This window comes from Streptomyces violaceoruber (genome assembly GCF_033406955.1).
In the GTDB taxonomy this organism is placed as follows: Bacteria; Actinomycetota; Actinomycetes; order Streptomycetales; family Streptomycetaceae; genus Streptomyces; species Streptomyces violaceoruber.
In genome coordinates, this window is the sequence record NZ_CP137734.1 from 3,536,401 (window position 1) to 3,559,755 (window position 23,355).

Consider the following 23,355-nt stretch of genomic DNA (forward strand, 5'->3'; position numbering starts at 1 on the left):
GCCCCTCACAGCTTCATCAGGCTGGCGTCGTCGACCGAGGCCGAGTGGCGGGAACGGAACAGGGACACGATGATCGCGAGCCCGACCACGACCTCCGCGGCGGCGACGACCATCGTGAAGAAGGCGATGATCTGGCCGTCGAGGTTGCCGTGCATGCGGGAGAAGGCGACGAACGCGAGGTTGCAGGCGTTGAGCATCAGCTCGATGCACATGAAGACCACGATCGCGTTGCGCCGGATCAGCACGCCGGTGGCACCGATCGTGAACAGCAGGGCCGCGAGGTACAGGTAGTTGACGGGGTTCACTTCGACGCCTCCTCGGACTGCTTGGAGTTGTCGGGGCCGACCGCCTTGCGTTCCAGCCGGTCCTCGGCCCGCTGCTCCAGCGCCTTCAGGTCGCCCAGCGCCTCCATCGACACGTCGCGGATCTGGCCCCGCTCGCGCAGCGTCTTGCTGACGGTCAGCTCGGAGGGGGTGCCGTCGGGCAGCAGCCCCGCGATGTCGACCGCGTTGTGCCGGGCGTACACGCCGGGTGCCGGCAGCGGCGGCAGGTGCTTGCCGTCGCGGATGCGCTGCTCGGACAGCTCGCGCTGGGTCCTGGCGCGCTCGGTGCGCTCGCGGTGGGTGAGCACCATCGCACCGACGGCGGCCGTGATGAGCAGGGCACCGGTGATCTCGAAGGCGAAGACGTACTTGGTGAAGATGAGGGACGCGATGCCCTCCACGTTGCCGTTCGCGTTGGCCTGGGCGAGACCGGTGAACTCGGAGACGGAGGCGTTGCCGATACCGGCGATCAGCAGGATGCCGAAGCCGAGCCCGGACAGCAGGGCCAGCCAGCGCTGGCCCTTGATGGTCTCCTTCAGGGAGTCCGCCGCGGTGACACCGACGAGCATCACCACGAACAGGAACAGCATCATGATGGCGCCGGTGTAGACGACGATCTGCACGATGCCGAGGAAGTAGGCGCCGTTGGCGAGGTAGAACACCGCCAGGACGATCATCGTCCCGGCGAGGCACAGCGCGCTGTGCACGGCCTTCTTCATGAAGACGGTGCACAGGGCGCCGATCACCGCGACCGTGCCGAGGATCCAGAACTGGACGGCCTCTCCGGTGGAGGTGCCGGCGGAGAGGGTCGCCGCGGCGGCGAGCTGCGCGCTCATCGGCGGATCACCTCCTCCGACGCCGGCTCGGTCGCGCCGAAGGTGGAGTCGCCCTCCTGGACGACCTCCCCCTTGGAGTGGGCGACCTGCTGGACCGTGCCGGGCGCGGCCTCGGTGACCAGGCCCCGGTAGTAGTCCTGCTCGTCGGTGCCCGGGTAGATGGCGTGCGGCGAGTCGACCATGCCCTCCTCGAGACCGGCGAGCAGCTGCTCCTTGGTGAAGATGAGATTGGCGCGGCTGGAGTCGGCCAGCTCGAACTCGTTGGTCATCGTCAGCGCGCGCGTGGGGCACGCCTCGATGCACAGGCCGCACAGGATGCAGCGGGCGTAGTTGATCTGGTAGACGCGGCCGTACCGCTCGCCCGGCGAGTAGCGCTCCTCGTCGGTGTTGTCCGCGCCCTCCACGTAGATGGCGTCGGCGGGACAGGCCCAGGCGCACAGCTCGCAGCCGACGCACTTCTCCAGGCCGTCCGGATGGCGGTTGAGCTGGTGCCGTCCGTGGAAGCGTGGAGCGGTGGTCTTCTGCTGCTCCGGGTACTGCTCGGTCAGCCGCTTCTTGAACATGGCCTTGAAGGTCACGCCGAAGCCGGCCACGGGGTTCATGAATCCGGGGTCGGTCCCCTTGTGGTCCACGTGTTCCGTGTTGTCCCTGTGTTCTTCGCGTTCCTCAGCCATCGGACGCCTCCTTTCCATCCGTAGGTCCGCCCGCAGGGCCGTCACTGTGAGTATCGGGCCCACCACTGACAATCAGCTCCCGCTCCCGGCGGGGACGGCGCCTGGGCACCGGCGGCACCTGCTGTCCGGGCATCGGCGGGACCGGGAATCCGCCGGCCATCGGGTCGAAGGCGGTCTCCGTCCCGGTTCCGGTCTCGGTCTCGGCGGCCTTGCCGCCCTTGTCGCGGTACATGTCGACGAGGAAGGACAACAGCAGCAGGACCAGGACGCCGCCGCCGATGTAGAGGGCGATGTCGCTGAAGCCGTAGTTCTCGTTCCTGAGCGCCCGCACGGTCGCGACCAGCATGAGCCAGACCAGGGAGACCGGGATGAGGACCTTCCAGCCGAGCTTCATCAACTGGTCGTAGCGGACCCGGGGCAGGGTGCCGCGCAGCCAGATGAAGAAGAACAGCAGCAGCTGGACCTTGACCACGAACCAGAGCAGCGGCCACCAGCCGTGGTTGGCGCCCTCCCAGAAGGTGCTGATCGGCCAGGGGGCCCGCCAGCCGCCGAGGAACAGCGTGGTGGCGACCGCCGAGACCGTCACCATGTTCACGTACTCGGCGAGCATGAACATCGCGAACTTGATCGACGAGTACTCGGTGTTGAAGCCGCCCACCAGGTCGCCCTCGGACTCGGGCATGTCGAAGGGGGCGCGGTTGGTCTCCCCGACCATCGTGACGATGTACAGGATGAAGGAGACCGGCAGCAGCACGATGTACCAGCGGTCGTCCTGCTGGGCGACGATCTCCGAGGTGGACATCGAACCGGAGTAGAGGAACACCGAGGCGAACGCGGCGCCCATCGCGATCTCGTAGGAGATCATCTGGGCGCAGGAGCGCAGTCCGCCGAGCAGCGGGTACGTCGATCCGGAGCTCCAGCCGGCGAGCACGATGCCGTAGATGCCGACCGAGGCGACCGCCAGGATGAACAGCATGGCGATCGGCAGGTCGGTGAGCTGCATGGCGGTGCGGTGGCCGAAGATCGAGACCTCGTTGCCGGCCGGCCCGAAGGGGATCACCGCGATCGCCATGAAGGCCGGGATGGCCGCCACGATCGGCGCGAGGACGTAGACCGCCTTGTCGGCGCGCTTGACGATGACGTCTTCCTTGAGCATCAGCTTGATGCCGTCGGCGAGCGACTGGAGCATGCCCCAGGGTCCGTGCCGGTTCGGGCCGATGCGCAGCTGCATCCAGGCGACGACCTTGCGCTCCCACACGATGGAGAACAGCACGGTCACCATCAGGAAGGCGAAGCAGAACACCGCCTTGATGACCACCAGCCACCAGGGGTCGGTGCCGAACATCGACAGGTCTTCAGCGGCGAGGTACGGGCTCATGCCTCCACCTCCTTGGGGGCGGCGCCCGCGGGCGTCGCCGGACCGATGCGGACGAGGGTTCCGGGCAGCACCCCGGCGTCGGAGGCGACGCCGGAGCCTGCCGAGTTCAGCGGAAGCCAGACCACCCGGTCGGGCATCTCGGTGACCTGCAGCGGGAGTTCGACGGCTCCGGCGGGGCCCGTGACGGCGAGGACGTCGCCGTCCTTGACGCCCGCCTCGGCGGCGGTCGCGGCCGACAGCCGCGCGTGGGCGGCGTGCCGGGTGCCTGCGAGTGCCTCGTCGCCCTGCTGCAGCAGCCCCTGGTCGAGCAGGAGCCGGTGCCCGGCCAGTACGGCCTCTCCCGCGGCCGGCCGCGGCAGCGCGCTCGCGGTCTGCAGCGGCTCACCGGCCCGCGGCCCGTCCCAGGCGCCGAGCCGGTCGATCTCCGCGCGCGTGGTGCGCAGATCGGGCAGGCCGAGGTGTACGTCCATGGCGTCGGCCAGCATCTGCAGGACGCGGGCGTCGGTGGGAGCCGGAGGCCGGGTCATCTGGTCGGGCTTGAGGGCGGCCTCGAAGAAGCGCACCCTGCCCTCCCAGTTGAGGAAGGTGCCGGGCTTCTCGGCGACCGCGGCGACGGGCAGGACCACGTCGGCGCGTTCGCTGACCTCGCTGGGCCGCAGCTCCAGCGACACCACGAACCCGGCCTCGTCCAGGGCCGCACGCGCGCGCGTGGGGTCGGGCAGGTCGGCGACCTCCACGCCCGCCACGAGCAGCGCCTGGAGTTCGCCCCGGGCCGCGGCCTCGACGATCTCGCCGGTGTCGCGCCCGTAGCGGTGCGGCAGGTCGGCCAGGCCCCACAGGGCGGCGACCTCCTCACGCGCGCGCGGGTCGGTCGCCGGGCGTCCGCCGGGCAGCAGCGACGGCAGCGCGCCCGCCTCGATGGCGCCGCGCTCCCCGGCCCGGCGCGGGATCCACACCAGCCGGGCGCCGGTCGCCGCCGAGGTCCGTACGGCGGAGGTGAGGCCACCGGCCACGGACGCCAGCCGTTCACCGACGACGATCACGGCGCCCTCGGCGCGCAGGGCCTCGGCGGCCTGGGTGCCGCCCTCCTCCAGGCCGACGCCGCTGGCGAGGGCGTCCAGCCACTCGGTCTCGGTGCCGGGAGCGGCGGGGAGCAGGGTGCCGCCCGCCTTCTCCAGGCCTCGCGTGGCGTGCGTGGCGAGCGAGAAGACCTTCTGCCCGTGCTTGCGCCAGGCCTTGCGCAGCCGGAGGAAGACGCCGGGCGCCTCCTCCTCGGCCTCGAAGCCGACCAGCAGGACGGCGGGCGCCTTCTCCAGCGACGTGTACGTGACACCGGTGCCTCCCCCGGACTCCGTCCGGGAGCTGCCCCCAAGGTCGCGGCCCCGTCCGGCGACGTGGGCGGCCAGGAAGTCGGCCTCCTCGGCGCTGTGCACGCGCGCGCGGAAGTCGATGTCGTTGGTGTCGAGCGCCACGCGCGCGAACTTGCTGTACGCGTAGGCGTCCTCGACGGTGAGCCGTCCGCCGGTCAGGACGCCGGTGCGGCCCCTGGAGGCGAGCAGTCCCTGCGCGGCGATCTGGAGCGCCTCCGGCCAGGAGGCCGGCTCCAGCTCGCCCTCGGCGTTGCGCACCAGGGGCGTGGTGAGCCGGTCGCGCTGCTGGGCGTACCGGAAGCCGAAGCGCCCCTTGTCGCAGATCCACTCCTCGTTGACCTCGGGCTCGTTGGCCGCGAGGCGCCGCATGACCTTGCCGCGCCGGTGGTCGGTGCGGGTCGCGCAGCCGCCGGAGCAGTGCTCGCACACCGACGGCGAGGAGATCAGGTCGAAGGGGCGGGAGCGGAACCGGTAGGCCGCCGAGGTCAGGGCGCCGACGGGGCAGATCTGGATCGTGTTGCCGGAGAAGTACGACTCGAAGGGGTCGCCCTCGCCGGTGCCGACCTGCTGGAGCGCGCCCCGCTCGATCAGCTCGATCATCGGGTCGCCCGCGACCTGGTTGGAGAACCGGGTGCAGCGGGCGCACAGCACGCAGCGCTCGCGGTCGAGCAGGACCTGCGTGGAGATCGGCACGGGCTTCTCGTAGGTCCGCTTCTTGCCCTCGAAGCGGGAGTCGGACTGGCCGTGCGACATGGCCTGGTTCTGCAGGGGGCACTCGCCGCCCTTGTCACAGACCGGGCAGTCCAGCGGGTGGTTGATGAGCAGCAGCTCCATCACCCCGTGCTGGGCCTTCTCGGCGACGGGCGAGGTGAGCTGCGTCTTGACCACCATGCCGTCGGTGCAGGTGATGGTGCAGGACGCCATGGGCTTGCGCTGGCCCTCGACCTCGACGATGCACTGGCGGCAGGCGCCGGCCGGGTCGAGGAGGGGGTGGTCGCAGAACCGGGGGATCTCGATGCCGAGCTGCTCGGCGGCCCGGATGACCAGGGTGCCCTTGGGCACGCTGATCTCGGCGCCGTCGATCGTCAGCGTGACGAGATCCTCCGGCGGGACCGCCGCCGCTCCCCCTCCCGAGGGAGTACTGGTGGTCACGGTCATGCCTTCACCTCCGTGCGGTCGGCCCAGGCCGTCGACTTGGCCGGGTCGAAGGGGCAGCCGCGGCCCGTGATGTGCTCCTCGTACTCCTCGCGGAAGTACTTGAGCGAGGAGAAGATCGGCGAGGCGGCACCGTCGCCGAGGGCGCAGAAGGACTTGCCGTTGATGTTGTCGGCGATGTCGTTCAGCTTGTCGAGGTCGGACATCTGTCCCTTGCCGGCCTCGATGTCGCGCAGCAACTGGACGAGCCAGTACGTGCCTTCGCGGCACGGTGTGCACTTGCCGCAGGACTCGTGGGCGTAGAACTCGGTCCAGCGGGTGACGGCCCGCACGACGCAGGTCGTCTCGTCGAAGCACTGGAGCGCCTTGGTGCCGAGCATGGAACCGGCGGCGCCCACTCCCTCGTAGTCGAGGGGGACGTCGAGGTGCTCGTCGGTGAACATCGGCGTCGAGGACCCGCCGGGCGTCCAGAACTTGAGCCGGTGGCCGGGGCGCATGCCGCCGCTCATGTCGAGGAGCTGGCGCAGCGTGATGCCGAGCGGGGCCTCGTACTGGCCGGGGCCCGCGACGTGGCCGCTGAGCGAGTAGAGCGTGAAGCCCGGGGACTTCTCGCTGCCCATCGACCTGAACCAGTCCTTGCCCTTGTTCAGGATCGCGGGAACTGAAGCGATCGATTCGACGTTATTCACCACAGTCGGGCACGCATAGAGGCCCGCGACGGCAGGAAAGGGGGGACGGAGCCGCGGTTGACCCCGGCGGCCTTCGAGCGAGTCGAGCAGTGCGGTCTCCTCACCGCAGATGTACGCGCCCGCGCCCGCGTGCACGGTGAGGGTGAGATCGAGTCCGCTGCCCAGGATGTTCTCGCCGAGGAAGCCGGCCGCGTAGGCCTCGCGCACGGCCTCGTGCAACCGCCGCAGCACTGGGACGACTTCACCACGCAGATAGATGAAGGCATGCGAAGACCTGATGGCGTAACACGCGATGACGATGCCCTCGATGAGGCTGTGCGGGTTCGCGAAGAGGAGCGGGATGTCCTTGCAGGTCCCGGGCTCCGATTCGTCGGCGTTGACAACTAGATAGTGAGGCTTGCCGTCCCCCTGAGGAATGAACTGCCACTTCATCCCCGTCGGGAACCCGGCACCGCCGCGTCCACGCAGACCGGACTCCTTGACGTACGCGATCAGGTCGTCCGGCGCCATCGCCAGCGCCTTGCGGAGCCCCTCGTACCCTTCGTGCCTCCGGTAGACGTCGAGAGTCCACGACTCGTCCTCGTCCCAGAAGGCCGACAGCACGGGTGCGAGCAGCTTCTCCGGGTTGCTGCCCCTGATCTCGGCTGCCACGGTCATCACTCCCCCTCCTCGGCGGTAGGCCCTGCCGGGTTGGAAGGGTCGGATGCCGATGTGTCCTGCGGCGCGTCGTGCGAGCTGAGGTGTTCCGTCGGGGACGGGTCGTGCACGGCCCGGTCCTGCGGCGCGTCGTGCGGTCCGCCGTCCCGCGGGTGCACCACGCGCGCGGCGGACGCTTCGCCCTTCGCCAGCCTCAGGCCGGCCAGGGAGGCGGGACCCGCGCTGCCGCCGGCCGCGACGGCGCCGTCCCGCTCGTCGGGGAAGCCCGCCAGGATCCGGGCGGTCTCCTTGAAGGTGCACAGGGGAGCACCGCGCGTCGGCGTCACCGGCCGTCCCGCGCGCAGGTCGTCGACGAGGGCCTTGACGCTCGCCGGGGTCTGGTTGTCGAAGAACTCCCAGTTGACCATCACGACCGGCGCGAAGTCGCAGGCCGCGTTGCACTCGATGTGCTCCAGGGTGACCTTGCCGTCCTCGGTGGTCTCGCCGTTGCCGACGCCGAGGTGGTCCTGGAGGGACTCGAAGATGGCGTCGCCGCCCATCACCGCGCACAGCGTGTTGGTGCAGACCCCCACCTGGTAGTCGCCGCTCGGCCGGCGCCGGTACATGGTGTAGAAGGTGGCGACCGCGGTGACCTCGGCCGTGGTGAGGTCCAGCACGTCCGCGCAGAACTGCATCCCGGTGCGCGTGACGTGTCCCTCCTCCGACTGCACGAGGTGCAGCAGCGGCAGGAGGGCGGACCGGGAGTCCGGGTAGCGGGCGATGATCTCGCGCGCATCGGTCTCCAGCCGGGCCCGGACGTCGTCCGGGTAGGCGGGCGCGGGCAGTTCCGGCATGCCCAGGCTGACGCCCCGCTCCGAAGAAGAGGTGGTCACCGGTCGACGCCTCCCATCACGGGGTCGATGGACGCCACCGCGACGATGACGTCGGCGACCTGGCCGCCCTCGCACATCGCCGCCATGGCCTGCAGATTGGTGAAGGACGGGTCGCGGAAGTGGACCCGGAAGGGGCGGGTGCCGCCGTCGGAGACGACGTGCACCCCCAGTTCGCCCTTGGGGGACTCGACCGCCGTGTACACCTGTCCCGGCGGTACCCGGAAGCCCTCGGTGACCAGCTTGAAGTGGTGGATCAGGGCCTCCATGGAGGTGCCCATGATCTTCTTGATGTGGTCGAGGGAGTTGCCCAGGCCGTCCGGTCCCAGGGCGAGCTGGGCGGGCCAGGCGATCTTCTTGTCGGCGACCATGACCGGGCCGGGCTGGAGCCGGTCCAGGCACTGCTCGACGATCCTGAGCGACTGGCGCATCTCCTCCAGCCGGATCAGGAAGCGGCCGTAGGAGTCGCAGGTGTCGGCGGTCGGGACGTCGAAGTCGTACGTCTCGTAGCCGCAGTACGGCTGGGTCTTGCGCAGGTCGTGCGGGAGACCGGTGGACCTCAGGACGGGGCCGGTGGCGCCGAGCGCCATGCAGCCGGCCAGGTCGAGGTAGCCGACGTCCTGCATGCGGGCCTTGAAGATGGGGTTCCCGGTGGCGAGCTTGTCGTACTCCGGGAGGTTCTTGTTCATCTTCTTCACGAACTCGCGGATCTGGTCCACGGCGCCCGGCGGCAGGTCCTGGGCGAGGCCGCCCGGGCGGATGTACGCGTGGTTCATCCTGAGGCCGGTGATCAGCTCGTAGATGTCGAGAATCAGTTCACGATCGCGGAAGCCGTAGATCATGATCGTGGTGGCGCCCAGCTCCATGCCGCCGGTGGCGATGGCCACCAGGTGCGAGGAGAGCCGGTTCAGCTCCATCAGCAGGACCCGGATGATCGTGGCCCGGTCGGGGATCTGGTCGTCGATGCCGAGGAGCTTCTCGACGCCCAGGCAGTACGCCGCCTCGTTGAAGAACGGCGTCAGGTAGTCCATGCGCGTCACGAACGTGGTGCCCTGCGTCCAGGTCCGGTACTCGAGGTTCTTCTCGATGCCGGTGTGCAGGTAGCCGATGCCGCAGCGGGCCTCGGTGACCGTCTCGCCGTCGATCTCCAGGATGAGGCGGAGCACGCCGTGCGTGGACGGGTGCTGCGGACCCATGTTGACGACGATGCGCTCGTCGTCGGCGCGGGCCGCGGACTGGACGACCTCGTCCCAGTCACCGCCGGTGACCGTGTAGACGGTGCCTTCGGTCGTCTCCCTCGGGGAGGCGTGGGAAGTGCTCACGAGTACGACCTCCGCTGGTCCGGAGCCGGGATCTGGGCGCCCTTGTACTCGACGGGGATGCCGCCGAGGGGGTAGTCCTTGCGCTGCGGAAAGCCCTGCCAGTCGTCCGGCATCATGATCCGCGTCAGGGCCGGGTGATCGTCGAAGACGATGCCGAAGAAGTCGTACGTCTCGCGCTCGTGCCAGTCGTTCGTCGGATAGACGGAGACCAGCGACGGGATGTGCGGGTCGCCGTCGGGGGCGCTGACTTCGAGGCGGATCAGCCGGTTGTGGGTGATCGAGCGCAGGTGGTAGACGGCGTGCAGCTCGCGGCCCTTGTCGTGCGGGTAGTGGACGCCGCTGACGCCGGTGCACAGTTCGAAGCGCAGGGCCGGGTCGTCGCGCAGGGTGCGGGCGACGCGGACCAGGTGCTCGCGCTCGATGTGGAAGGTCAGCTCGCCGCGGTCGACGACCGTCTTCTCGATGGCGTTGTCGGGCAGGAGACCCTGCTCCTCCAGCGCGCCCTCGAGTTCGTCGGCGACCTCGTCGAACCAGCCCCCGTAGGGCCGGCTCGCCGGGCCGGGGAGCCGGACGGAGCGGACCAGGCCGCCGTAGCCGGAGGTGTCGCCGCCGTTGTTGGCGCCGAACATGCCGCGCTGGACGCGGATCTCCTCGCCGCCCTGGCCCCGCTGGCCGGGGAGGTTCTCCGCGGACAGGTCCTTCTCGGGGTTGACCTCGTTCGCGTCACCCGCGGTGTTGTTCGCGTCGCTCACCGCAGCAGCCCCTTCATCTCGATCGTGGGCAGGGCCTTGAGCGCCGCTTCCTCCGCCTCGCGGGCCGCCTCCTCGGCGTTGACCCCGAGCTTGGAGCTCTGGATCTTCTGGTGGAGCTTGAGGATGGCGTCCATCAGCATCTCGGGCCGCGGCGGGCAGCCGGGGAGGTAGATGTCGACGGGGACGACGTGGTCCACGCCCTGGACGATGGCGTAGTTGTTGAACATGCCGCCCGAGGAGGCGCAGACCCCCATGGAGATGACCCACTTCGGGTTCGGCATCTGGTCGTAGACCTGCCGCAGCACCGGCGCCATCTTCTGGCTGACCCGGCCCGCGACGATCATCAGGTCCGCCTGCCGCGGCGAGCCGCGGAAGACCTCCATGCCGAAGCGCGCCAGGTCGTAGCGGCCGGCGCCGGTGGTCATCATCTCGATGGCACAGCAGGCGAGGCCGAACGTGGCCGGGAAGACGGACGACTTGCGCACCCAGCCCGCGGCCTGCTCGACGGTGGTCAGCAGGAAGCCGCTCGGCAGTTTTTCTTCGAGTCCCATGTCAATGGCCCCTCAGTCCCATTCCAGGCCGCCGCGCCGCCATACGTACGCGTACGCGACGAAGACGGTGAGCACGAAGAGCAGCATCTCCACGAGCCCGAAAATCCCCAGGGCGTCGAAGGTGACGGCCCAGGGGTAGAGGAAGACGATCTCGATATCGAAGATGATGAAGAGCATCGCCGTCAGGTAGTACTTGATGGGGAAGCGCCCGCCGCCGGCCGGCGTGGGGGTCGGCTCGATGCCGCACTCGTAGGCCTCGAGCTTCGCCCGGTTGTACCGCTTCGGACCGATCAGCGTGGCCATCACCACGGAGAAGATCGCAAAGCCTGCCCCGAGGGCTCCCAGTACGAGGATGGGCGCATACGCGTTCACCGCTCCTCGCTCCTCTCAGTCGGCACTGACTGCTGGCGGTTGCACTGGACTCACAGCCGCCCCAACAGCCCCACGAGCCCCGCCCGTCCCGACGAAGATCGCGAACATGTGAAGCAGGTCACAAGCCCAACTGCCTCGCATCCTATGCCCGACGCTCTGTGATCTGCGACACGGGGTATTACACAAGCTTTGTGATCTCCACCACCTGACGAACGATCATGAAGTCGGATGAGCGGTGATCTTCACACAAGAAGCGTTCACCTGATCACCAGAGGTGACATTTTCACTCGTCGTCGCTGGCCAGAGGGCCCGAGCAGGGTGCGTCTCAATATCAAGATGGTTCCCTTGCATGCAAATTGGCGCTGGAAGCCTGCCCTTGATAGAGGAGGCGTTCACACATGAGAGGGAGGACCGGGGGGCGATGTGGACACGTGCACGCGTTCACGAGCGGCGGCGCATCCCGCGGGCCGCCGCCACGCCGGCCCCGAGAGTCGAGGGGCGCACCCGCACGCGGCGCGCCCACCCGCGACGGACGCGTGTGCCGGGGTAACCGTTCCGTGACCTGCGCCACATTCATGAGAGGCGTCTGAGAACCGGGCTTGGCCAAGTGTCCCAACAAGTGGTAAGCGCGGGGCAATTCGGGCGTAACGATCAAAGACCGTGATCACAGGCGGGTTACGGCCCGTCCGCAATGTCCGTTACGGCGTCAATAAAGAGCGACACGCCCGGGATTCGACGGCCCGATTGAACAACTGTGGCGCAGCACACGTTTCTTGAAGGTATGGAGGAGCTACTGATACCGGTTGTCCCTATGTCCCACACCGCTCACATACGCAGCCACCGGAAGCCCCGCCGCAGCGCGTCGACGATCGCGATGCGGACCGGAGTTGCCGGTGGCGTCCTCAGCACCCTGGCAGTGGCCGGTGCGTCGGGGGCGGCCCACGCGGCCGAACCCGTGACGCAGACCCTCGAACTGCCCACCCTGACGGCCGACCTGGCCGCTCAGGTCGCCCAGTCCGCGGACGTCACGCAGCAGGCGGCCGCGAGCTACCAGCTGCAGGCCGAGCGTGACGCGGCGGCCGCCAAGGCCGCCAAGCAGGCCAAGACGGACCTCGCCGAGGCCAAGAAGAAGGCCGCGGAGGCCAAGAAGAAGGCCGCGGAGGCCGCGCGCAAGGAGGCCGCCGAGCGCGCCTCGCGCGCCGCCGAGCGCACCACCCTGAGCGCGTCCTCGGACACCGGCTCCTCCACCGGCACCGGCAGCAGCACCAGCACCGGCACGTCCACGGCGACCGGTTCGGCCGCCGCCGTCGTCTCCTTCGTGCAGGCCCAGGTCGGCAAGGCGTACGTCTCCGGCGCCACCGGCCCGTCCGCCTACGACTGCTCCGGTCTCGTGCAGGCCGCCTTCAAGCAGGTCGGCATCAGCCTGCCCCGCGTCTCCCAGGCGCAGTCGACGGCCGGCACCCAGGTCGGGCTGGACAACCTCCAGCCGGGCGACATCCTCTACTGGGGCGGCGCGGGCAGCGCGTACCACGTGGGTGTCTACGTCGGCGGCGGCATGTTCGTCGGCGCGCAGAACTCCTCCACGGGCGTCGTGGAGAAGCCGCTCTCCTACGACCCGCCGAGCGGCGCGGTGCGCGTGCTGTAAGCCGCACACCCACTCGTACACGCGCGACAGGGCCGCAGCCGCTCGGGGGCTGCGGCCCTCCGTCCTCTCCTGGCATGCTCGGCGCGCGGGCCGGTTCCCACCGGCCCGTCCACGAGCCGAAGGAGAGAACGTCATGCCGAGTGTCTTCGTCCAGGGGCGGCCCACCGCCTCCTACCCCCCGTTCGCGCCCGAGGCAGGGCGCGGAGCGGTGCGGCGCGTCACCGAGGTCGGCGAGGAGGTGCTGCACCGGCCGTGCCGGGACGTCACCGAGTTCGGACCCGACCTCGCCGCGCTGATCGACGACATGTTCCGCACCATGTACGTCGCGGAGGGGGCCGGACTGGCGGCCAATCAGGTCGGGGTGGACCTGCGCCTGTTCGTCTACGACTGCCCGGACGACGAGGGTGTCCGACATGTCGGACACCTCGTCAATCCCGTCCTCGACGCCCTCGACCCGGCCGCGCGCCGGCTGCTCGACGAGGGCGAGGGGTGCCTGTCCGTGCCGGGCGCCGTCATGGCCGTACCGCGGCCCGACCGGGCCGTCGTGCGCGGCCTGGACAAGGACGGCGTGCCGCTCCTCGTCGAGGGCACCGGCTACTTCGCGCGCTGTCTCGCCCACGAGACCGACCACGTGAACGGGCACGTCTACCTGGACCGGCTCTCCGGCCGGGAGCGGAAGGCGGCGCTGCGGCAGTCGGCGGACCGGCGCGAGGAGGTCTTCGCGCGCCGGGCCGCCAACGCCGCGGCCTTCGCCGCCTGACCACCGCCTGATCGCCGCCTGATCGCCGCCTGACCACCGCCTGACCACCGCCTGGGCGCCGCCTCCGATCAGGCTGCGCTGATCACGCCTTCGGCGCGACCTTGCTCAGTCCGTTGATGATGCGGTCCATCGCGTCGCCGCCCGTCGGGTCCGTCAGGTTGGCGAGCATCTTCAGGGTGAACTTCATCAGGATCGGGTGGGTGAGGCCGCGCTGGGTCGCGATCTGCATGACCTTCGGGTTGCCGATGAGCTTCACGAAGGCGCGGCCCAGGTTGTAGTAGCCGCCGTAGGTGTCCTTCAGGACGCGCGGGTAGCGCTGCAGGGCGATCTCGCGCTGGGCCGGCGTCGCCCGCGCGTGGGCCTGGACGACGACGTCGGCGGCGATCTGGCCGGACTCCATGGCGTAGGCGATGCCCTCGCCGTTGAAGGGGTTCACCAGGCCGCCGGCGTCGCCGACGAGGAGCAGGCCCTTGGTGTAGTGGGGCTGGCGGTTGAAGGCCATGGGCAGCGCGGCGCCGCGGATCGGGCCGGTCATGTTGTCCGGGGTGTAGCCCCAGTCCTCGGGCATGGACGCGCACCAGGCCTTGAGGATCTCGCGCCAGTCCAGTTCCTTGAAGGCGGCGGAGGTGTTCAGGACGCCCAGGCCGACGTTGGAGGTGCCGTCGCCCATGCCGAAGACCCAGCCGTAGCCGGGCAGCAGGCGGTCCTGCGGGCCGCGCCGGTCCCAGAGTTCCAGCCAGGACTCCAGGTAGTCGTCGTCGTGGCGGGGCGAGGTGAAGTAGGTGCGGACGGCGACGCCCATGGGGCGGTCCTCGCGGCGGTGCAGGCCCATCGCCAGGGACAGCCGGGTGGAGTTGCCGTCGGCGGCCACGACCAGCGGCGCGTGGAAGGTGACCTCGCGCTTGTCCTCGCCCAGCTTGGCGTGGACGCCGGTGATGCGGCCGGTGCGGTCGTCCACGATCGGCGCGCCCACGTTGCAGCGCTCGTACAGCCGGGCGCCCGCCTTCTGGGCCTGCCGGGCGAGCTGCTCGTCGAAGTCGTCGCGCTTGCGGACGAGTCCGTAGTCGGGGAACGAGGCGAGATCCGGCCAGTCCAGCTGGAGGCGCGAGCCGCCGCCGATGATGCGCAGGCCCTTGTTGCGCAGCCAGCCGGCCTCCTCGGAGATGTCGATGCCCATGGCGACGAGTTGCTTGACCGCGCGCGGGGTGAGGCCGTCGCCGCAGACCTTCTCCCTGGGGAACGCGGTCTTCTCGAGGAGCAGGACGTCCAGCCCCGACCTCGCCAGGTGGTACGCGGTCGTGGAGCCGGCCGGCCCCGCGCCCACGACGATGACGTCGGCGGTGTTCTCGGAGAGCGGCTCAGTCTCGACGGTCACGGCGGGATCTCCCCAAGTTCGGAATCTGCGTGCCGACCGGCACTGGTCATGGGCAGTCTATTCAGCGTCACCGACCACCCGGCTGAAGGGCTGCCCAGTGAAGCGACCTCTCCCCGTTGTACGGCTGCGCGTCCCCACCGACGAGGACGCCGTCGCCTGGCACCGGATCTTCGACGACCCGGACGTCATGGAGTTCCACGGCGGGAGGGCGGCGGAGCTGTCCGTCTACGAGGAGCTGACCGCCCGCCAGCGCCGGCACGACGCCGAGCACGGCTTCTGCCTGTGGACCATGGTGGACGAGTCCGGGCAGGTCATAGGGTTCACCGGGGCCCAGCCGTGGCCTGGGGACTGGGGCCCCGAGGGCGAGATCGAGATCGGCTGGCGGCTCGGCCGGGCGCACTGGGGCAAGGGGTACGTCACGGCGGCCGCGCGGCAGACGCTGGAGCGGGTGCGCGATGCGGGTGTGGCGGAAGTGGTCGCGATGGTCAACGCGCGCAACGCCCGGTCCATCGCGGTCACGGAGCGGCTGGGCATGCGGCTCGCCGAGGTCTTCACGATCCCGTCCTCCGAGCAGCGGGGGCACTGCTACCGCCTCGACCTGCACCAGCAGCGGACTCCTGGCATGACTCAGGGTAACCGGTTGTCACAGTCAGCCACTTGACGCTTCCGGGCGGTGCGCGGCGGCGCTACCCTGCCGGGTACCGCTGGGGGTGACGTCCGTGCGACCGGTGTCCGAGAAGCCCGATGTCCGCGTACCGCGCCTGGTCGGCCTCATGGCCGTGGACGCGTACGAGACCGCCCGCGTCCAGGGCCTGTTCCTGTACGCGCCGGACCGGCCCGATCTCCGGACCGCCGCCGTCGACCACGTCGCACGCCAGTATCCGCGGCCCGGCGCACAGGTGCCGCGCGAGTCCGTGGTGTACGTGTGGTTCGACTTCGGCGAGGGTGAGGGCGGCGGGGGCATCCGCGAGCCGCGCGGGCCCCGTCCTCCGCTGGGCGGGCTCCGCCGTGAGCTGGCGGAGCCGGGGGAACCGCCGTCCTACTGCGCCGCGCTCAGCTCGCCTTGAAGCCGCGGTGCAGCGTCACCACGCCGCCCGTCAGGTTGCGCCACGCGACCCTGGACCAGCCGGCCCTGCCCAGCCGCCCGGCGAGCGCCGGCTGGTCGGGCCAGGCCCGGATGGACTCGGCGAGATAGACGTACGCGTCGGGGTTGGACGACACCGCGCGGGCCACCGGCGGCAGGGCGCGCATCAGGTACTCGGTGTAGACGGTGCGGAACGGCGCCCAGGTCGGGTGCGAGAACTCGCAGATGACGACCCGGCCGCCGGGCCGCGTCACCCGGTACATCTCGCGCAGCGCGGCGTCCGTGTCCTGGACGTTGCGCAGCCCGAAGGAGATGGTGACGGCGTCGAAGACGTCGTCCTTGAACGGCAGCCGCGTCGCGTCGCCCGCGGTGAACGGCAGCCAGGAGTGCCGTTCCTTGCCGACCTGGAGCATGCCCTGGGAGAAGTCGCAGGGGACGACGTAGGCGCCGGTGCGGGCGAAGGGGAGGGACGACGTCGCCGTGCCGGCCGCCAGGTCCAGGACCTTCTGCGCCGGGCGGGCGTCGACGGCTCTGGCGACCGCCTTGCGCCACGCCCGGTCCTGGCCGAGCGAGAGCACGGCGTTCGTCAGGTCGTACCGTTCCGCGACGTGGTCGAACATCGAGGCGACTTCGTGCGGCTGCTTGTTCAGGGAAGCGCGGGTCACGGGCCCATTGTTGCAGCACCCGCCCCTGCCGCCGCCGACGGGCTCACGGCAGCAGACGGGGCCGCTTCCGCGCGGCGACGTCCTCCACCCACCCGAACAGCAGCACGAACACCGCAATCAGGACCCACCCGACGCCCAGCAGGAACCACTGGCTCTCCAACGGCAGGTACGCCTCGAAGGCGGGCACGTCCCAGAGCCGGTCGATCAGCGGCACGGCCAGGACGAGGGCCAGCTCGTGCCAGAGGTAGACGGTCACCGCGCGGGCGTTGAACACCGTGACCAGCCGGTCCAGCCGCCGCAGCCGGGCCAGTCCCGAGAGGCCGACCCCGAGCCGCGCCTTGGAGTACATCAGCAGCGTCACGAACCCGGCCGACCAGAAGGCCTGCGCGAGCGGGATGTCGTCGAGGTCGTAGGTGCCGTACTCGGCCCGGTGCGTGAAGGCGTACCAGGCACCGCAGGCGAGGGCCGCGAGCGACAGGACGACGACCGCGGCCGGCTTCAGCCGTCCCAGCACGCCGTCGCGGTGGGCGAAGCCGAGGATCCAGCAGAAGAGGTACGTGGCGAGGTCGAGCAGCCCGGTCCCGAACCGGTTCTCGGGCGGCTGCCAGAGGAACTGGAACGCCACGGCCGGGGCGAGGGACAGCAGCAGCACCGGCACGGGCGCGAGCCGGAAGACCCGCAGCAGCAACGGGGAGAGCAGCACGAACCACAGATACGTCCTGAGGTACCAGAGGATCTCCCAGGCCTGTTCGCCCCACGCGCTGCCCGGCGGGTCGCCGAGCGGCACGACCCAGTAGACGATCTGCCACCCCGGCATCCAGCCGCGCGCCAGCATCGCGCCCACCACGAACAGGCCCCAGCACCAGAACGGCGGCAGCAGGCGGCGCAGCCGGTTCCTGAACACCGTGGCGGCGGGACGCCGCAGCGAGCGGGCCATCAGGGTGCCGCCCAGGCCGAACATGATCCCCATGGACGGGAGGACCAGCCCGGCCCAGGGCCAGCCGAAGGCGTGGTAGGCGACGACCCGGACGAGGGCGAGGGCACGCAGGGTGTCGAAGTAGCGGTCCCGCACCACCGGGGCGGCACCCTCCTCACCCCGCGCGGCGCGCACGGCGCCCCTGCTGTGCGCCCCCATCAGCCGGTCCCCGCCGGCGTCCCCACCTCGCCGGTCCGTTTCAGTTTCTGCCAGCGCAGCCGCCCGCCGGTCAGGGCGGTGACGCAGGAGTGGATGAGGACGAGGTACATCATCTGCCGGTACGCCAGCTGCTGGAGCGGCATCATCAGCAGGTACCGGTACTTCTCCCGGTCCAGCCGGAAGGCGTACGCCGCGCACACCAGCTGCACGCCCAGCACCGCGAGCCACGCGAGGAGCGCCGCGCGGAAGTCGACGAACAGCATCGAGTAGACGGTGAACACGTCGATGAGCGGGGCGAAGACCGGCGTGACCACCTGGAAGAGCACCACCAGCGGCATCCCGACCCGCCCGAAGCGGCCCGAGGGGCCCTTGTCCGTCAGCGACCGGCGGTGCTTCCACAGCGCCTGCATCGTGCCGTACGACCAGCGGTAGCGCTGCGACCAGAGCTGGCCGAGCGACCCCGGCGCCTCCGTCCAGGCGCGGGCGTGCTCCTCGTAGACCACCCGCCACCCAGCGCGGTGCAGGGCGATGGTGATGTCGGTGTCCTCGGCGAGGGTGTCGTCGCTCATGCCGCCTGCCTGGAGGACCGCCTCGCGCCGGAACGCGCCGATCGCGCCGGGGATGGTCGGCATGCAGCGCAGCAGGTCGTACATGCGCCGGTCGAGGTTGAAGCCCATCACGTACTCGATGTGCTGCCAGGCGCCGATGAGGGTGCGCCGGTTGCCGACCTTGGCGTTGCCCGCGACCGCGCCGACGGAGGGGTCGGCGAAGGGCTGCACCAGGTGCCGTACGGTGTCGGGCTCGAAGACGGTGTCGCCGTCCATCATCACGACGATGTCGTACCGGGCGTGCCGGACGCCGTTGTTGAGGGCGGCGGGCTTGCCCGCGTTGGCCTGTCGCACGACCCGGACGCCGGGCAGTCCGAGGGACTCGGCGATGTCCGCCGTGCCGTCCGTCGAACCGTCGTCCACGACGATGATCTCGACGGGGTGGGTACTGCGCGCCAGCGATCTCAGGGTCGCCTCGATGCACTCCTTCTCGTTGTACGCCGGGACGATCACGCTCACCGGCCCGGTGACGGGCGGACCCCAGCTGAAGCGGCGTCTGTTGCGCTGCCGGTAGTGGCGGCGGGCGAGGACCAGCATCATCGCGAAGCGGCCCATGACGGCCACGCCCACGACGACGAGCCCGACCGACAGCGCGGGGACCGTCCACTCGGCGACGGCGACGGCCGCGATCAGCGCCTTGCCCTCGTAGAGGGTGGCGCCGGTGGCGCGGTGATGGGCGGCCTGGAGGCCGCCTCCCTGCTGCTGCGACTGCTGTGGCTGATGTGACTGCTGATCGGCCATGACACCGCTGACCGTGGTGAAGGTGTACCCCTTCGCCTTCATCCTCTCGATGTACTTCGGCAACGCCTCGATCGTCTGCGACCGCTCGCCCCCGGCGTCGTGGAAGAGGACGGAGGCCCCCTCGTCGTCCTCCGGCGTGGCCCACTCGACGATCTTCGAGACGCCGGGCCGTTTCCAGTCGTCGCTGTCGGTGTCGATGAAGACGCTGGTGTAGCCGTCCGCGCCGAGGCTCTCGTAGACGGGCCAGCTGTAGTTGTCGATGGCGTCCGTCTGGGAGGAGTACGGCGCCCGGAACAGCGTGCTGGTGATGCCGGCCGCGCCCGCCAGGGCGAGCTGGGTCTGCTCGATCTCGCGGGTGACGCGGGCCTGGCTCTGGTAGGAGAGGTCGACGTGGGTGAAGGTGTGGACGCCTACCTCGTTGCCCTGCTCGACCATGTCCCGCGCGATCCCCGGGTGGCGCGAGACCATCGAGCCGACCAGGAAGAACGTGCCGGGCACGTCGTACTTCTCCAGGATGTCCAGCACCTGGGGCGTCCAGGTGAGGTCGGGGCCGTCGTCGAAGGTCAGCACGATCGTCTTGTCAGGGACGGAGACGGTGGTGGCCTGTCCGCCGGGGAAGGACAGGATCGGTCCGCCGTCGAGCACGTCGTCGGGGACGTCGCTCGCCGAGGCCCCGGTGCGTACGCGCTGGTCGCCGCCGACCTCCGCGCGCAGATAGCCGTCGAGGAGCATCACGCAGGTCAGCGCGAGCAGGAGGAGCAGGGCGAGCAGGACGCGCGGGCGTTGCAGCGCGGCGGCCCGGCCGGCGGCCCGTTCCATCCGGGAGGGGGCACGACGGCGGCCCCGCGCGGGCGGGGTGGGGGGTGAGGTGGGCGTGGTCATGAGCGTGGGGCGTCCGGTCAGTCGGTGGGGGCGGTGGAGGGAGCGGCTGAGGAAGCCGTGGCGGGAGCGGTGCCGGGGACCGCGCTGGGAGAGGCGGAGGGCGCGGGGCTCGGCGGCACGCCCGTGGGCGCGACGCCACCCTGCGGACGCGTACCGCCGCCGGGACCCGGGCCGCCCTCGGGTCCACCACCTCCGCCGACGCCGAAGGGCAGCAGCGAGGACGGGTTGACCGAGATACCGACGCCCATGAAGGCCAGGCCCAGGACGGCCGTGTAGCCGACGCACACGGCTCCCACCAGCAGACCCAGCCGGCGCAGCAGCCGGGCCCGGCGTCCGGTGCTGTCGACGAACACGGGCCCCTCGGCGGGCGCGATGCCGCGTTTGCGACGACGACCGCGCGTGGCGGCTCGGGAGGCGGTGACAGGCTCGGATCGCATGCCCCGGACGTTAGGGAGCCTTGCCTGTCGCGAACTGGCAGTTCCTTGAGAGGTCCCGGTGAAAAGCGGCCATTCCTGTCCGTTTCCTGGGAGATGACGCCGAACAGTGCCCTTTCCTCAGCGAAGGCCCAGGTAGGCGTGGCACCTTCACTGGTCCGACGACGACATTGGACAAGAACGGGAGAGTGCGCTCATGAGGGTTCACCGGACCGCGACAGCCGGGTGCGCCCTGTTGTTCGCCCTGGTCACCGCGGGTTGCGCCGGACAGGACGACGGCACGGCCGACGCGGCCCCCGCATCGCCGTCGGCACCGTCCGAGCCGACCACCGCCTACGCCCCCTACGTCAGTGCCACCACCGCGTCCGCCACCGACACGGCGGGCTCCCCCACGACGTACAACCTGGCGTTCGCCATCTCGTCCGGCGACGACTGCGTCCCCCGCTGGAACGGCGTCCAGGACATCGACGACGCCTCCGTCGCCTCCCGCGTCGAGAAGCTGAGGGAGTCCGGCGCCACCGTTCGCGTCTCCTTCGGCGGCGCCTCCGGCACGGAGCTGGCGGCGGCCTGCGGCAGCGCCTCCGCACTGGCGGCGGCGTACGGCACCGCCCTCGACGCGGCCGGTTCGACGCGGGCGGACTTCGACATCGAGGGCGACGCGCTGACCGACGCCGGCTCCGTCGCGCTGCGCTCGGAGGCGATCGCGCTGCTCCAGGAGCAACGGGACGGCCTGGAGGTCTCCTTCACCCTCCCGGTGATGCCCACGGGCCTGGACACCGACGGCCTGGCGCTGCTGGCGTCGGCCAACGACCACGGCGTACAGGTCTCCGCGGTCAACCTCATGACCATGAACTACGGCGAGTCGTACACCGCCGACATGGGCGACTACGCCCTCGCCTCGGCGAAGGCCGCGCACACCCAGCTGAAGAAGGTCTTCGGCACGTCCGACGCGGACGCCTGGCGGGGCATGGCGCTCACCTCGATGCTCGGCGTCAACGACGTCGCCGGTGAGACCTTCACGCTCGCGGACGCCGCCGAGGTCCGTGCCTTCGCCGAGGAGAAGGGCATCGCCTGGGTGTCGATGTGGGCGGCGTTCCGGGACGTGCAATGCACCGAGGACGCTTCGGCCACCGACGCGCTCACCACGTGCAGCGGCGTGGCGCAGGAGGAGGGGGCGTTCGGGACGGCGTTCGGCGCGTAGGCGGGACGTCGGACGAGCCCCGCGGGGCCGCGCGGTCAGCGCCCCCGGTACACCAGACGGCCGCCCACGACGGTGGCCACGCACGTGGACGCGCCCTCCCGCACGAGCGCGGCCCGGTCGGGTACGTCGAACACCGCGAACCGGGCGGGCTTCCCGGCAGCGAGTGCGGGCAGCAGCACCAGCGGCACCGGCGAGAGAGACGCGGGTCCGGGCAGGGTGGCCGGGCGCCCCGCCAGGGCGAGCCCCGCTCCGCGCACCGCGTCCAGGGCCGCGCGCCCCCGAAGCTCGCCGGCGACGGCGACCGTTCCGTGCGCCAGCATGCGCTGCACCCCTCGGCGAGCGCTGGCGCCCCGCGCGGACGCCTGCGCACCGAGGAGGGCGAGCGCGCGCTGCCCGAAGATCGGCTCGGTGCCCAGCCGGTCCGCTTCGCGCGGGTCGGGGTGGTACGCCTGCTCCAGCAGTTCCGGGCCGTACGGGTTGAGCAGTCCGGGCGTCAGGATGCCGGGCCACCGGCGCACCCGCGCCCGCGGGTGGTCGGCGGCCAGCGCCTCGTACGGGCCGACGGCGGCGAGCCGCGCACCGTCGACCACGACGGTCGCCTCGGGCGAGGCCTCACAGACGTGGATCGTCAGCACGGCGGCCTCAGTTGGGGGCGAGCAGCTTCAGCTCGGGGTGGGCCGTGCCGCCCTCGATCGCCGTGGAGGAGATGTGGGAGACGACGCGCTCGTCGACGGGGTCGTTCGCCGGGTCGTCGTGCACGACGAGGTGCTCGTACGTCGTGGCCCGCTGCGCCGGGACCCGCCCCGCCTTCCTGATGAGATCGATGATCTCCAGCCGGTTGGACCGGTGCTTGGCGCCCGCGGAGGAGACGACGTTCTCCTCCAGCATGATCGAGCCGAGGTCGTCCGCGCCGTAGTGCAGGGAGAGCTGGCCGACCTCCTTGCCGGTGGTCAGCCAGGAGCCCTGGATGTGGGCGACGTTGTCGAGGAACACGCGGGCGATGGCGATCATCCGCAGGTACTCGAAGAGCGTGGCCTGCGTGCGGCCCTTCAGGTGGTTGTTCTCGGGCTGGTAGGTGTACGGGATGAAGGCGCGGAAGCCGCCGGTGCGGTCCTGCACGTCCCGGATCATCCGCAGGTGCTCGATGCGCTCGGCGTTGGTCTCGCCGGTGCCCATCAGCATCGTGGACGTCGACTCGACGCCCAGCCCGTGCGCGATCTCCATGATCTCCAGCCAGCGTTCGCCGGACTCCTTCAGCGGCGCGATGGCCTTGCGCGGCCGCTCGGGCAGCAGCTCCGCACCGGCACCGGCGAACGAGTCGAGTCCGGCGGCGTGGATGCGCCGGATCGCCTCCTCGACCGACACCTTCGAGATCCGCGCCATGTGCTCGACCTCGCTCGCCCCCAGGCTGTGGATGACGAGCTGCGGGAACTCCTTCTTGATGGCGGCGAAGTGCTCCTCGTAGTACTCGACGCCGTAGTCCGGGTGGTGGCCGCCCTGAAACATGATCTGCGTGCCGCCCAGCTCGACCGTCTCCGCGCAGCGGCGCAGGATGTCGTCGAGGTCGCGGCTCCAGCCCTTCTTGGTGTCCTTGGGGGCCGCGTAGAAGGCGCAGAACTTGCACGCCGTGACGCACACGTTCGTGTAGTTGATGTTGCGCTCGATGATGTACGTCGCGATGTGCTCGGTGCCGGCGTACCGGCGCCTGCGTACGGCGTCGGCGGCGGCGCCCAGCGCGTGCAGCGGGGCGTCGCGATAGAGGTCGAGCGCCTCTTCGGGGGTGATCCGCCCACCGGCGGCGGCGCGGTCGAGGATGGGCTGAAGGTCGGCCTTCTCGGTCACCGGCGTCCCTTTCGCAAGGTTCGTAAGGGTTGTGG

The 23,355-nt window shown here is 70.6% G+C and carries 23 protein-coding genes; 5 read left to right on the forward strand and 18 right to left on the reverse strand.

The features are described 5' to 3' along the window. Nucleotides 1–5 precede the first annotated feature (5 nt). Genes nuoK through R2E43_RS15625 form a run of 11 tightly spaced genes read right to left on the reverse strand, consistent with a single transcriptional unit; the run spans nt 6 to nt 10,948 of the window. Complete coding sequence (gene nuoK / locus R2E43_RS15575; protein WP_003974374.1) at nt 6–305, reverse strand: NADH-quinone oxidoreductase subunit NuoK; 300 nt, start codon at nt 303–305, stop codon at nt 6–8. Then, entirely contained in the window at nt 302–1,159 is an 858-nt protein-coding gene (locus R2E43_RS15580; protein ID WP_011029738.1) for an NADH-quinone oxidoreductase subunit J, read from the reverse strand. Before R2E43_RS15580 ends, nuoK begins: the two co-directional genes overlap by 4 nt. Next, nucleotides 1,156–1,833, reverse strand: coding sequence for an NADH-quinone oxidoreductase subunit NuoI (gene nuoI, locus R2E43_RS15585; protein ID WP_016327003.1), 678 nt, complete (start codon nt 1,831–1,833; stop codon nt 1,156–1,158). Before nuoI ends, R2E43_RS15580 begins: the two co-directional genes overlap by 4 nt. Then, complete coding sequence (gene nuoH / locus R2E43_RS15590) at nt 1,826–3,211, reverse strand: NADH-quinone oxidoreductase subunit NuoH (RefSeq protein ID WP_319230973.1); 1,386 nt, start codon at nt 3,209–3,211, stop codon at nt 1,826–1,828. Before nuoH ends, nuoI begins: the two co-directional genes overlap by 8 nt. Next, a complete protein-coding gene (locus R2E43_RS15595) occupies nt 3,208–5,739 on the reverse strand; it encodes an NADH-quinone oxidoreductase subunit G (protein WP_319215617.1) in 2,532 nt (843 codons plus the stop codon). The genes nuoH and R2E43_RS15595 overlap by 4 nt, the downstream gene beginning before the upstream one ends. After that, a complete protein-coding gene (gene nuoF, locus R2E43_RS15600; protein WP_003974379.1) occupies nt 5,736–7,085 on the reverse strand; it encodes an NADH-quinone oxidoreductase subunit NuoF in 1,350 nt (449 codons plus the stop codon). The genes R2E43_RS15595 and nuoF overlap by 4 nt, the downstream gene beginning before the upstream one ends. After that, nucleotides 7,082–7,954, reverse strand: coding sequence for an NADH-quinone oxidoreductase subunit NuoE (gene nuoE / locus R2E43_RS15605; protein ID WP_003974380.1), 873 nt, complete (start codon nt 7,952–7,954; stop codon nt 7,082–7,084). Before nuoE ends, nuoF begins: the two co-directional genes overlap by 4 nt. Next, nucleotides 7,951–9,273, reverse strand: coding sequence for an NADH-quinone oxidoreductase subunit D (locus tag R2E43_RS15610; RefSeq protein ID WP_003974381.1), 1,323 nt, complete (start codon nt 9,271–9,273; stop codon nt 7,951–7,953). Before R2E43_RS15610 ends, nuoE begins: the two co-directional genes overlap by 4 nt. Then, nucleotides 9,270–10,025: an NADH-quinone oxidoreductase subunit C gene (locus R2E43_RS15615; protein WP_011029733.1), complete on the reverse strand. Its 756-nt coding sequence runs from the start codon at nt 10,023–10,025 to the stop codon at nt 9,270–9,272. The genes R2E43_RS15610 and R2E43_RS15615 overlap by 4 nt, the downstream gene beginning before the upstream one ends. Further along, the gene (locus R2E43_RS15620) at nt 10,022–10,576 is read right to left on the reverse strand and encodes a NuoB/complex I 20 kDa subunit family protein (RefSeq protein ID WP_006133126.1); all 555 of its coding nucleotides are present in this window, start codon (nt 10,574–10,576) and stop codon (nt 10,022–10,024) included. The genes R2E43_RS15615 and R2E43_RS15620 overlap by 4 nt, the downstream gene beginning before the upstream one ends. A gap of 12 nt (nt 10,577–10,588) precedes the next feature. Then, nucleotides 10,589–10,948, reverse strand: coding sequence for an NADH-quinone oxidoreductase subunit A (locus R2E43_RS15625; RefSeq protein WP_003974383.1), 360 nt, complete (start codon nt 10,946–10,948; stop codon nt 10,589–10,591). Between the two features lie 811 nt (nt 10,949–11,759). On the opposite strand from R2E43_RS15625, the gene R2E43_RS15630 reads away from it, so the two are divergent. Both R2E43_RS15630 and def read left to right on the forward strand, forming a co-directional pair. Further along, complete coding sequence (locus tag R2E43_RS15630) at nt 11,760–12,593, forward strand: C40 family peptidase (protein ID WP_016326999.1); 834 nt, start codon at nt 11,760–11,762, stop codon at nt 12,591–12,593. Nucleotides 12,594–12,726: 133 nt separating this feature from the next. Further along, a complete protein-coding gene (def, locus tag R2E43_RS15635; protein WP_003974385.1) occupies nt 12,727–13,353 on the forward strand; it encodes a peptide deformylase in 627 nt (208 codons plus the stop codon). 82 nt (nt 13,354–13,435) lie between these two features. Here def and R2E43_RS15640 read toward each other — a convergent pair whose 3' ends face one another. Beyond that, nucleotides 13,436–14,728: a geranylgeranyl reductase family protein gene (locus R2E43_RS15640; RefSeq protein WP_003974386.1), complete on the reverse strand. Its 1,293-nt coding sequence runs from the start codon at nt 14,726–14,728 to the stop codon at nt 13,436–13,438. Between the two features lie 97 nt (nt 14,729–14,825). Between R2E43_RS15640 and R2E43_RS15645 the strand changes: the two genes are divergently transcribed. Both R2E43_RS15645 and R2E43_RS15650 read left to right on the forward strand, forming a co-directional pair. After that, nucleotides 14,826–15,389, forward strand: coding sequence for a GNAT family N-acetyltransferase (locus R2E43_RS15645; protein WP_011029731.1), 564 nt, complete (start codon nt 14,826–14,828; stop codon nt 15,387–15,389). Between the two features lie 58 nt (nt 15,390–15,447). Continuing rightward, on the forward strand, nt 15,448–15,795 hold the full coding sequence (locus tag R2E43_RS15650; RefSeq protein WP_003974388.1) for a PASTA domain-containing protein: 348 nt from the start codon (nt 15,448–15,450) through the stop codon (nt 15,793–15,795). On the opposite strand, the gene R2E43_RS15655 is transcribed toward R2E43_RS15650, so the two are convergent. Genes R2E43_RS15655 through R2E43_RS15670 form a run of 4 tightly spaced genes read right to left on the reverse strand, consistent with a single transcriptional unit; the run spans nt 15,782 to nt 20,280 of the window. Continuing rightward, nucleotides 15,782–16,477, reverse strand: a complete 696-nt coding sequence (locus R2E43_RS15655; RefSeq protein ID WP_003974389.1) for a demethylmenaquinone methyltransferase — start codon at nt 16,475–16,477, stop codon at nt 15,782–15,784. The genes R2E43_RS15650 and R2E43_RS15655 overlap by 14 nt on opposite strands. A 43-nt stretch (nt 16,478–16,520) precedes the next feature. Continuing rightward, nucleotides 16,521–17,612: an acyltransferase family protein gene (locus tag R2E43_RS15660; protein ID WP_210984572.1), complete on the reverse strand. Its 1,092-nt coding sequence runs from the start codon at nt 17,610–17,612 to the stop codon at nt 16,521–16,523. Continuing rightward, nucleotides 17,612–19,843, reverse strand: coding sequence for a bifunctional polysaccharide deacetylase/glycosyltransferase family 2 protein (locus R2E43_RS15665; protein ID WP_332056289.1), 2,232 nt, complete (start codon nt 19,841–19,843; stop codon nt 17,612–17,614). Before R2E43_RS15665 ends, R2E43_RS15660 begins: the two co-directional genes overlap by 1 nt. 17 nt (nt 19,844–19,860) lie before the next feature. Further along, entirely contained in the window at nt 19,861–20,280 is a 420-nt protein-coding gene (locus tag R2E43_RS15670; protein ID WP_003974392.1) for a hypothetical protein, read from the reverse strand. A gap of 193 nt (nt 20,281–20,473) precedes the next feature. Here R2E43_RS15670 and R2E43_RS15675 point away from each other — a divergent pair, with 193 nt between their 5' ends. After that, on the forward strand, nt 20,474–21,478 hold the full coding sequence (locus R2E43_RS15675; RefSeq protein WP_332056290.1) for a chitinase: 1,005 nt from the start codon (nt 20,474–20,476) through the stop codon (nt 21,476–21,478). A 35-nt stretch (nt 21,479–21,513) separates the two neighbouring features. Here the strand turns inward: R2E43_RS15675 and R2E43_RS15680 are convergent, their stop codons facing one another. After that, nucleotides 21,514–22,113: a hypothetical protein gene (locus tag R2E43_RS15680; protein WP_332056291.1), complete on the reverse strand. Its 600-nt coding sequence runs from the start codon at nt 22,111–22,113 to the stop codon at nt 21,514–21,516. A gap of 7 nt (nt 22,114–22,120) precedes the next feature. Then, a complete protein-coding gene (gene mqnC / locus R2E43_RS15685; protein ID WP_011029726.1) occupies nt 22,121–23,320 on the reverse strand; it encodes a cyclic dehypoxanthinyl futalosine synthase in 1,200 nt (399 codons plus the stop codon). Between the last annotated feature and the right edge of the window lie 35 nt (nt 23,321–23,355).

Coding starts and splice junctions, on each gene's coding strand:
- R2E43_RS15580 (WP_011029738.1), bottom strand. CDS start 1,159: ATGAGCGCGCAGCTCGCCGCCGCGGCGACCCTCTCCGCCGGCACCTCC.
- nuoI (WP_016327003.1), bottom strand. CDS start 1,833: ATGGCTGAGGAACGCGAAGAACACAGGGACAACACGGAACACGTGGAC.
- nuoH (WP_319230973.1), bottom strand. CDS start 3,211: ATGAGCCCGTACCTCGCCGCTGAAGACCTGTCGATGTTCGGCACCGAC.
- R2E43_RS15595 (WP_319215617.1), bottom strand. CDS start 5,739: ATGACCGTGACCACCAGTACTCCCTCGGGAGGGGGAGCGGCGGCGGTC.
- R2E43_RS15620 (WP_006133126.1), bottom strand. CDS start 10,576: ATGGGACTCGAAGAAAAACTGCCGAGCGGCTTCCTGCTGACCACCGTC.
- R2E43_RS15630 (WP_016326999.1), top strand. CDS start 11,760: ATGTCCCACACCGCTCACATACGCAGCCACCGGAAGCCCCGCCGCAGC.
- def (WP_003974385.1), top strand. CDS start 12,727: ATGCCGAGTGTCTTCGTCCAGGGGCGGCCCACCGCCTCCTACCCCCCG.
- R2E43_RS15660 (WP_210984572.1), bottom strand. CDS start 17,612: ATGGGGGCGCACAGCAGGGGCGCCGTGCGCGCCGCGCGGGGTGAGGAG.
- R2E43_RS15665 (WP_332056289.1), bottom strand. CDS start 19,843: ATGACCACGCCCACCTCACCCCCCACCCCGCCCGCGCGGGGCCGCCGT.
- R2E43_RS15670 (WP_003974392.1), bottom strand. CDS start 20,280: ATGCGATCCGAGCCTGTCACCGCCTCCCGAGCCGCCACGCGCGGTCGT.
- R2E43_RS15675 (WP_332056290.1), top strand. CDS start 20,474: ATGAGGGTTCACCGGACCGCGACAGCCGGGTGCGCCCTGTTGTTCGCC.